Below are 9,344 nucleotides of genomic sequence, written 5' to 3'. Positions count from 1 at the left end.
GGAGCTATGAGATGGATAGAGCAATTCGCTTATTTAAAAATTTCTTGATTGAAAGAGAAGAAAATGTAACAACCAATATATTAAATTCAATTGATAAAAATCAGCCAGAAGCGTACATCAAATTAACACACCAAACAAAAGTCAATTTATATAAAGAACAAATAAAAGAACTAATTCATTTGCTAGAAAGTTTTTTAATAGGGCAATCAGATGACGAGAGAATTAACGATTGGGGGAAACGGGTGAGTGAAGATAAAGTGCGATTAGGTCTTTCGCTTAGTCAATCAGTTCACCATTTTCATAGTATCCGCGGTGCATTGTGGGAAGAACTCTCTGATTTGGCAGATAAAACGATTGATCTTGGTGCGGGGGAAAGCTTAAGCGTTGGCAATCTCATTAACGACTTCATTGACAATCTGATCCTCACTTTCACGAATTCCTATACTGGACTGGCCAATAAGCGCCTCAGAGCACAGCAGGAGGTCATTGATGAACTAAGTACACCTGTCATTTCCATTGTTGATGGATTGGCCGTTCTGCCGATCATTGGCGATATTGATACTCATAGAGCAAGAATTTTGATGGAGCATACTCTGCGTGAAACGAATAATAAAGAAGTTGACTGCCTGATCATGGATCTTTCTGGTGTTTTCATAGTTGATACAATGGTCGCGCAAGAGCTTTTCAAAATAATAGACAGCCTTAAACTTACTGGAGTGGACGTGAACCTGACAGGAATGAGGCCTGAATTGGCACACTCAGTCGTTACTCTTGGCATCAATTTCGATAACGTCAAAATGTATAACAATCTGGGACAGGCACTAAAGGCCTTTGGGATCGTCCGAAAATAGTAAAGCGCAATCATATTGTTTAGCAGGAAAGCGAAGCGACTGGAACGGTAAATCGACAGCCCAATATAACAGAGCCCTTAGGCTAAAAAAGCCGTCAAACCTTATCAAGGTTTGACGGCTAATTTTTTTGCTGTTAACAGATATTAAAGCCACTTGATTTTCGGCTCGGTTTTCTTGCGGATTCTCTCAATATTAGCCCTGTGCCTGTAAATAACGAAGGTAGCCAGGACAGCGACAACCACAATCAGCGGAAGGTCCTGGGTAAACAGAGAGTAAATGAACGCTGCAATACCAGTTAGAATGGAAGAAAGAGAAACATACTTTGTTATGTACAAGCTGATGAAAAAGATAATGAGCATGAGTAAGAATAATAACGGTATGTACGCCAGTAAAACACCACCGGAAGTAGCGACCGCTTTGCCGCCTCGAAATCCTGCAAAAATAGGGTACATGTGTCCAATTACAGCAAATACCCCTACTAAAAGCATATGGAGCTCATCAGCATTCAAAAGTAAAGGCAGACTAGCTGCAAGAGTTCCTTTCAAGACGTCAGCAATACTTACTACTAAACCAGCTTTTACCCCCAATGTCCGGAATGTATTTGTACCGCCTAAATTCCCGCTCCCATGTTCCCGGATGTCTTTGCCATAAAATGCTTTTCCGATTATAAGTCCAGAAGGTATTGATCCAAGCAAGTAAGCTAGAATAATGATGATTGCGTTTAATGCCATGAAATATTCTCCTTTTAAGATTTTAAGGTTCTTTTATTTTACCATGTTCTTTTAAAAACTCCATGCAAATCTTGAACAAAACTGATTACGGACTTATGGCCAGCTAATTATATAGTATCTTTTCTATTTGCAATAAGATTAAAACCATAACAATTTCACTCATTAACCGGCCTATATTCCTTGCTTGCTAAGTTTATAACTTGTTGAATAAGTGAATAAGTAGGTATATTAATAAACCTTAAGGAGTCCTTCTAAATGAGGATTGGAAAGAGTTTGTCTAAGAGAAAACCGTTATTGATTTTAATCATGCTGGCATTAATAGTCATCGCCACCGCTGTCTATCATACGCACAAAGATCTCCCAAAAGGCCTATCGTATGAGGGAGAAATCCATAACGTCACGGATGTCCGCTTTTTATATGATTTAACCTATAAGGGGATAGATGGTGAAAAAAAGTATGAGCATGAAATATTCGATACGGTAATGAAAAGGATTGAGGAAGCGGAGGATTTCATCGTCCTGGATATGTTTTTATTCAATGGCTATTACAAAGAAGATATGGGTTATCCGGAAATAAGTGAATCTATCGGTGAAAAACTTATAGCCCAGAAGAAAAAGCATAAGGATCTAACAATTGTATTCATCACTGATGAAATTAATTTAACATATGGTTCCCATAAATCGGGAATCTTGAAGGAACTTCGTGATAATGACATAGAAGTTATTTTCACCAATCTAGATCCACTGAGGGATTCCAATCCATTATATACAGGTGTGTGGAGGGTGTTTTTCCAGTGGTTTGGGCAATCAGGAGAAGGCTGGATTCCAAATCCGATGGCAAAGAATGCTCCGGACGTGACGCTTCGTTCCTATCTGGAGCTTATGAACCTTAAGGCTAATCACCGGAAAGTGTTCGTCACTGAGAAAACTGCTATCGTGGCATCCGCGAATCCCCATGATGCAAGCGGGTTCCACTCAAATATAGCCTTTGAAACAAGCGGAGATATAATACGGGACATTCTAGAATCTGAGCAGGCAGTAATTGATTTCTCTGGAGGAGGAAGCCTTCCTGATTACACACCTGTAGAAGAGAAAGGGGCTATTAAGGTCCAGATTTTAACGGAAGGGAAAATACTCAAGCATCTCCAGAATGAACTGAAAAAGACAGGGAAGGGAGATCAAATTTGGATTGGTATGTTCTACTTGGCCGAAAGGAAGGTCATCGACGAAATCGACAAGGCAGCCGATCGGGGAGCGAAAATCAAAATTATACTAGATCCAAATACGAATGCGTTTGGCAATCAGAAATCGGGCCTACCCAACATTCCTGTTTCAGAAGAAATTATGGAATTTGGAAGCGATAATATCGAAATAAAATGGTATAATGCTGGCCAGGAGCAATATCATGCAAAAATGATATTCTTTGACCGTGGTAAAAACAGCGTGATACTCGGAGGTTCCGCCAACTTCACCAGAAGGAATCTCGATGATTTAAACCTTGAAACCAACATGAAGATAACAGCTTCATCTGACAGTCAAGTCATAAAAGATGTTGACCAGTATTTCAATAGGATTTGGAATAACGACGGAGCCAGATTCACGCTTGATTATGAAGAAAATAAGGACAAACTGACTCCCTTTAAATATATTATTTACTGGATTCAGAGGATATTATGGTTCACAAGCTATTAACGGAAAGGGCATCCTGAATTGGATGCCTTTTTTATTCGGTAGAAATCACTTCTTATTTACAACATCCTTAAGTACGATATTATTATAGGCGAAGGAAAAAGGCTGTCTCCTATAGAATTAGGATAAATATCCTCTCACTTATAAAAAATGAATTTAATTTCTGTAAATATTTATAACTATTACGCCAAGAAAATGGAGATTTTAAATGAAAACATTATTATCAGCCATACAGTGGATGGCATTTATTATTGCTGGTTCAATCGTTGCTCCAATTGCGATTGCAGATTTATTCCAATTGAATGATTTGGAGACGACAGGACTTGTTCAAAGGACGATGTTTGTATTGGGTATTTCCGGTCTATTGCAGGCCCTGATCGGGCATCGCATGCCAATTAACGAGGGGCCAGCAGGTCTTTGGTGGGGTGTTTTTACAATATATGCAGGGTTAAGTGCGACTCTGTTTTCATCAAACTTTGAAACTCTGCAGGCTTTAGAAGGAGCAATGATCATCAGCGGAATTGTATTCTTCCTGCTAAGCTTATTCAAGCTTATTGATAAACTGGCAAAGCTGTTTACACCCGTAGTGAGCGGGATTTATTTGCTCTTGCTCGTCATTCAATTAAGCGGCTCATTCCTTAATGGAATGGTGGGACTTGGTGGCGGAAGAACCGAGGTCAGTCTTCCAATCGCTATTTTCAGCATTTTCTTGGTTGGCATTACTTTCTATCTGACACGACATCAAATTAAATGGGTTAGCCAGTATGCAATTTTGATTGGCCTGGCCGCTGGCTGGGTGGCTTTTTCAATATTGGACCTAGGAAAAGCGTACGAAGGATACAAAGGAGCAGCAATTGCCATTCCGGAGGTTTTCGCTTTCGGGCAGCCCATCTTCGATTCAGGGTTAATCGTGACTTCCATCTTTATCACATTCCTGTTAATCACCAATATGCTAGCTAGCATAAGGGTTACTGGACAAGTTTTAAAAGATATGGGGTCTGAAAATGCTGATTTCCGCTATCGGGCCAGCGGTTTTACAGCCGGTATCAATCAGCTTCTTGGAGGGGTTTTCTCGGCGATTGGGTCTGTCCCCATCTCTGGTGCAGCTGGATTTATCGCAACAACTGGAATTATAAGAATTATGCCTTTTATCATAAGTTCATTGCTGATCATCGTTGCCAGCATGCTGCCGCATGTGATGTCATTGTTCGCGTCACTGCCTGCACCTGTTGGCTATTCAGTCACATTTGTTATATTCGTCAATATGATTGGGATTGCTTTTTCGGAATTCGACCGTGAGAACGATAAAAATAGGGTTCGGGTCGTCATTGGAACTTCGCTGCTGGCTGGTGTAGGAGCAATGTTTCTTCCAGGGGAAGCTTTCCGCAACGCACCGCCTGTCCTTGTATCCATCCTTAACAATGGTTTAATCCTAGGTACCTTGATTGCCGTTATCACTGACCAATTCACATTAATGAAGAAAAGAAGTATGGACAAACTAGAATCTCGTAGTTTATAAAACGGTTTTCATACATTATGGGTAGGCAGTTTGGTTTGAGTCTTCATAATTGTGAGATAAAATAAACTCAGGGTCATAATAATCCATAGGAGTGAGATAATATGGCAATTAAAAATCCAGGCCGGGAAGAAATCGGCCAAATCCTTAAGAAGGCAAAAAGGATTGCCGTTGTGGGATTGAGCGACAATCCACAGCGGACTTCCTATATGGTATCGGAGGCAATGCAATCAGCGGGATATGATATTATTCCTGTCAATCCAACTGTTGATGAGGTACTTGGAGTTAAAGCTGTTAAAACACTTAAAGAGATCGAAGGCCATGTGGATATCGTAAATGTTTTCCGCCGTTCGGAATACTTGATGGAGGTCGCGAAGGAATTTGCGGAAATTGATGCCGATGTCTTTTGGGCACAGTTAGGACTTGAAAATGAGGAGGCCTATAATTTCCTCAAAGAAAAAGGTTATACCGTAATCATGGACAGATGCATCAAGGTGGAACATGCTTTAACAAAATAATGTTTGCACGCGTGGGGACTTATGTTCTCACGCTTCTCTTTTGTTTCCGCATATAATCGGCCATAATGATAGGTATCCAAGTGGGTAAGGCAGGGATTTTGACATGGAATTATTAACCAAACAGCTAGCTCAAGAAATTGTAGACAGGACGATGGGGATCATCGGCAAAAATATCAATATAATGGATAACCAGGGGGTTATTATTGGATCAGGCGACAAAAAGCGCATTGATGATATCCATGATGGTGCAGTCATTGTGATCAAACAAGGGACCGGTTTTGAAATAACCGAAAATGAGGCATTAAGGCTCCATGGTGTAAAGCCAGGCATCAATTTGCCCATTTATTTTGATGGGAAAATGCTGGGCGTTATAGGAATTACTGGTTCCCCCGATGAAATTAGAAACTTCGGAGAACTTGTACGCATGGCTGCTGAGCTTAGCCTTCAGCAGGCAGTATTGATAAATGAAATACAATGGGATCAGAGGCTTAAAGAGGAGCTTGTCAGCCAAATCATTCATTATGAAGGCAAACATGACCCGCTTTTCCTGGGAAGGGCAATGCGTCTGGGAATTGATCTGGAACTGGCCCGGGCAGCTATTGTCATCATGACTTCGGACCGTAAGAGAACATTCTCATACTTAAAAAGCCGACTGCAAAAAGAAGACCTGTTACTGATGCAGCATGAAAGGATTGTTATTTTAAAAGGGGTTCCTCCGATCAACATTGATCATTACCTAAAAAAGATAACAGAAGGATGGCTTAATGGGGTAAGAAAGAGTGGGAACATCGAGGTGAAAATTGGCGTTGGTCAATACCATGAAGGATTGTCAGGATTTACAAAGTCCTACCGCCAGGCGGTGTACACACTAAAATCCGGCCTGAAATTGACGCCCCAAAAAGACATTTTCATGTATGAAGACTATTATCTCCCAGTATTTCTGTTAAATTCTTCAAAAACTGGCCTGACGGAAGATTTACAGCCTTTCTATAATTCATTAAAAGAAAAGGATGTAAAGGGAGAGCTCACAGAATCGTTAAGAGCGTTTATCGAAACAAACGGAGACATGAACAAGGCTGCGCAAGAATTGTTTGTACATCGTAATACGCTTCGATACCGTCTTGATAAAATTACAGAAATAACCGGAAAGGATCCCCGCAAAACGACTGACCTCCTTCATTTGTATTTATCGTTTCTAAATAATGAACTAGAATGAAATTGTGCAAATGCACAAAAGATCTGTTGTATTACAGGTCTTTTTTTGATGGTTTGACTAATGTAAATAAATAAGACAGCGCTTACAATGGAGTTACAAAATGATTTATAGGAGGCATCACGATGGATATTCAAGTAAGCGCTTTCGGCGCAATCGTTGCACTTATTGTAGCTATTTTCCTTATTTTAAAGAAAGTTTCACCAGCATATGGAATGATCGCCGGAGCCTTGATCGGAGGACTTGTAGGCGGAGTGGATGTTACGAATACTGTTGCCTTAATGATGGAAGGTGCGAAAGGAATTATACCCGCAGTTTTAAGAATCCTGGCTGCTGGTGTCCTTGCTGGTGTCTTGATTGAATCGGGTGCTGCTGCAGTAATCGCAGAAACAATCGTTAAAAAGGTCGGCGAGACGCGAGCACTGCTTGCACTTGCGATCGCAACAATGATCCTTACTACTGTTGGGGTATTTGTTGATGTTGCTGTTATCACTGTTGCGCCGATTGCACTTGCAATCGCAAATAGAGCTGGTATTTCCAAAACAGCTATCCTGCTTGCGATGATTGGTGGCGGTAAGGCTGGCAATATCATGTCGCCGAATCCGAATGCAATAGCAGCAGCAGATGCTTTCCAAATTCCATTGACTTCTGTCATGGCTGCTGGAATCATCCCCGCTATTTTCGGGTTGACTGTCACTTATATTTTGGCTAAGAAGCTAGTTAATAAAGGCTCTAACGTTACGGCTCAGGAAAGTGAAACAACAGTTCAAGGGAAACTTCCATTAATTGTCCCAGCGATTGTCGCGCCATTGGTGACAATCATCCTGCTTGCACTTCGACCTTTGTTTGATATAAACATCGATCCAATGATCGCCTTGCCTGCAGGAGGGATTGCCGGAGCTCTTGCAATGGGCCGAATCCGACATATCAATGACTATGCAGTGGCAGGTCTCGGCAAAATGTCTGGTGTAGCTATTATGCTCCTTGGTACAGGTACACTTGCGGGAATCATCGCTAATTCAGGTTTAAAGGATGTCCTGATTAACAGCCTGGATGCACTTGGTCTTCCAGCATTTGTTCTTGCCCCTGTATCTGGTATTTTCATGTCGGCTGCTACTGCTTCGACAACAGCAGGAACAGCAGTTGCTTCCCAGGTATTCGGATCAACGATTCTTGAAATGGGTGTCACTGCATTAGCAGGTGCTGCAATGGTTCACGCTGGTGCAACTGTACTTGACCATCTTCCACACGGAAGCTTCTTCCACGCAACAGGCGGAAGTGTCAACATGGAAATCAAAGAACGTTTAAAATTGATTCCTTACGAAACAGCTGTCGGTTTGACGCTTGCAATCGTATCGACACTAATCTTTGGTATCTTCAAGTTTTTCGGTTAAGTAAAATGGGTCTGGATTTTCTATGAAGGCCGGACCTTTCACTTCAGTGTAATAATACTCCAGTATTCAATGAGAGGAGAAAACGAGCATGAAAATTGTAATAGCACCTGATTCTTTTAAAGAAAGCCTTACCGCGCTTGAGGCCGCTACAGCGATCGAAAATGGCATGAAAAAAATCCTCCCAGAAGCAAGCTTCGTAAAGGTACCTATGGCAGATGGAGGCGAAGGAACCGTTCAATCCCTCGTTGATGCAACAGGAGGGAAGATTATCACTAAAACAGTAACAGGACCGCTTGGTACTCCGGTTGAAGCATTTTTCGGAATTTTAGGCGATGAAAAGACCGCGGTCATAGAGATGGCTGCCGCATCCGGACTCCATCTTGTACCTCCTGGAGAGAGAAACCCGCTGATTACTACAACCCGGGGGACAGGTGAATTGATCGCCGCGGCTCTGGACTATGGTGTTGAACATATCATCATCGGGATAGGTGGCAGTGCCACGAATGATGGAGGAGCTGGCATGGCAAGAGCCCTTGGCATCATGCTTCTTGATACTAATGGGATAGAAATTGGTGAGGGCGGAGGGGCATTAAGTTCGCTTGCTGCGGTTAACATAGCTGGAATAGATAATCGGTTGGAACAGGTAAAAATTGATGTAGCATGCGATGTAGATAATCCGTTAACAGGTATGAGGGGCGCATCACATATTTTCGGACCGCAAAAAGGGGCAACTCAAGAAATGGTTGAAGTATTGGACAACAACCTTCACCATTTCGCTGATATTATTCGTACCGATCTTGGCAAGGATATTGAACATGTTTCAGGCGCTGGCGCTGCAGGAGGACTTGGTGGTGGATTGATGGCATTCCTGTCTGCCGAGTTAAAAAGAGGCGTTGACATTGTTCTGGAGGCAACCAAGCTTGAAACCCATCTATTAAATGCCGATTTTGTGATTACAGGAGAGGGCAAGATTGATGGCCAGACAATTTTCGGTAAAACCCCGATCGGCGTTGCCAGGACAGCGAAACGACAAAATGTTCCGGTCATCGCGATCGCGGGTAATGTAGCATCAGACAGTGAGGTAGTACACGAACATGGAATCGACGCGGTATTCAGCATAGTACCAGGTGTCATTGCTTTAGAAGACGCGTTCGAAAACGCCAGTAAGTATGTTGAAAGAATTGCCGCAAACATCGCATCCGTAATCAAACTTGGCAAGTAATTATTTGTAAAAACTATGAAAAAACCGCGTGCTGCAAATCAGCATCGCGGTTTTTTATGTTTAAAAAGGTTAGAATTCGAATAAATATATATAAGATATATGTAGAAAATAAAAAAGCACCTTAAAGGTGGTATTAGGTAAAAGGTATTTGTAATAAAAATAGCTACATAGTAAAATGAAAGTTGGAAATGTTTAACTATAGTTAATACA

General features: G+C 41.6%; 8 protein-coding genes. 7 read left to right on the top strand and 1 reads right to left on the bottom strand.

Features of this window, described 5'->3' with window-relative positions:
- Positions 1-851: STAS domain-containing protein (locus TY49_RS23795; RefSeq protein ID WP_156972596.1), on the top strand; the 851-nt coding region annotated here is incomplete at its 5' end.
- A gap of 143 nt (positions 852-994) precedes the next feature.
- Here the strand turns inward: TY49_RS23795 and plsY are convergent.
- Positions 995-1,582 (bottom strand): glycerol-3-phosphate 1-O-acyltransferase PlsY, encoded by a 588-nt coding sequence (gene plsY / locus TY49_RS03265; protein ID WP_041964476.1) that lies wholly within the window; start codon positions 1,580-1,582, stop codon positions 995-997.
- Between the two features lie 255 nt (positions 1,583-1,837).
- Here plsY and TY49_RS03260 point away from each other — a divergent pair, with 255 nt between their 5' ends.
- The 6 genes from TY49_RS03260 (at position 1,838) to TY49_RS03235 (ending at position 9,134) form a co-directional block, all read left to right on the top strand.
- Entirely contained in the window at positions 1,838-3,274 is a 1,437-nt protein-coding gene (locus tag TY49_RS03260; RefSeq protein WP_041964475.1) for a phospholipase D family protein, read from the top strand.
- A 205-nt stretch (positions 3,275-3,479) separates the two neighbouring features.
- Complete coding sequence (locus tag TY49_RS03255; protein ID WP_041964474.1) at positions 3,480-4,790, top strand: purine/pyrimidine permease; 1,311 nt, start codon at positions 3,480-3,482, stop codon at positions 4,788-4,790.
- A gap of 101 nt (positions 4,791-4,891) precedes the next feature.
- The gene (locus TY49_RS03250) at positions 4,892-5,305 is read left to right on the top strand and encodes a CoA-binding protein (RefSeq protein ID WP_041964473.1); all 414 of its coding nucleotides are present in this window, start codon (positions 4,892-4,894) and stop codon (positions 5,303-5,305) included.
- A 103-nt stretch (positions 5,306-5,408) separates the two neighbouring features.
- Positions 5,409-6,521, top strand: a complete 1,113-nt coding sequence (locus tag TY49_RS03245) for a sugar diacid recognition domain-containing protein (RefSeq protein WP_041964472.1) — start codon at positions 5,409-5,411, stop codon at positions 6,519-6,521.
- A gap of 122 nt (positions 6,522-6,643) precedes the next feature.
- Positions 6,644-7,912 (top strand): GntP family permease, encoded by a 1,269-nt coding sequence (locus TY49_RS03240; RefSeq protein WP_041964471.1) that lies wholly within the window; start codon positions 6,644-6,646, stop codon positions 7,910-7,912.
- Between the two features lie 88 nt (positions 7,913-8,000).
- The gene (locus TY49_RS03235) at positions 8,001-9,134 is read left to right on the top strand and encodes a glycerate kinase (RefSeq protein WP_041964470.1); all 1,134 of its coding nucleotides are present in this window, start codon (positions 8,001-8,003) and stop codon (positions 9,132-9,134) included.
- Positions 9,135-9,344: the final 210 nt, after the last annotated feature.

The sequence above is a fragment of the Mesobacillus selenatarsenatis SF-1 genome (assembly GCF_000813125.1).
In the GTDB taxonomy this organism is placed as follows: Bacteria; Bacillota; Bacilli; order Bacillales; family Cytobacillaceae; genus Mesobacillus; species Mesobacillus selenatarsenatis.
The sequence above is the reverse complement of the archived record's forward strand: the minus strand, read 5'-3'. Positions and strand labels throughout refer to the sequence as shown.

Coding starts and splice junctions, on each gene's coding strand:
- TY49_RS03260 (WP_041964475.1), top strand. CDS start 1,838: ATGAGGATTGGAAAGAGTTTGTCTAAGAGAAAACCGTTATTGATTTTA.
- TY49_RS03250 (WP_041964473.1), top strand. CDS start 4,892: ATGGCAATTAAAAATCCAGGCCGGGAAGAAATCGGCCAAATCCTTAAG.
- TY49_RS03245 (WP_041964472.1), top strand. CDS start 5,409: ATGGAATTATTAACCAAACAGCTAGCTCAAGAAATTGTAGACAGGACG.
- TY49_RS03240 (WP_041964471.1), top strand. CDS start 6,644: ATGGATATTCAAGTAAGCGCTTTCGGCGCAATCGTTGCACTTATTGTA.
- TY49_RS03235 (WP_041964470.1), top strand. CDS start 8,001: ATGAAAATTGTAATAGCACCTGATTCTTTTAAAGAAAGCCTTACCGCG.
- plsY (WP_041964476.1), bottom strand. CDS start 1,582: ATGGCATTAAACGCAATCATCATTATTCTAGCTTACTTGCTTGGATCA.
- TY49_RS03255 (WP_041964474.1), top strand. CDS start 3,480: ATGAAAACATTATTATCAGCCATACAGTGGATGGCATTTATTATTGCT.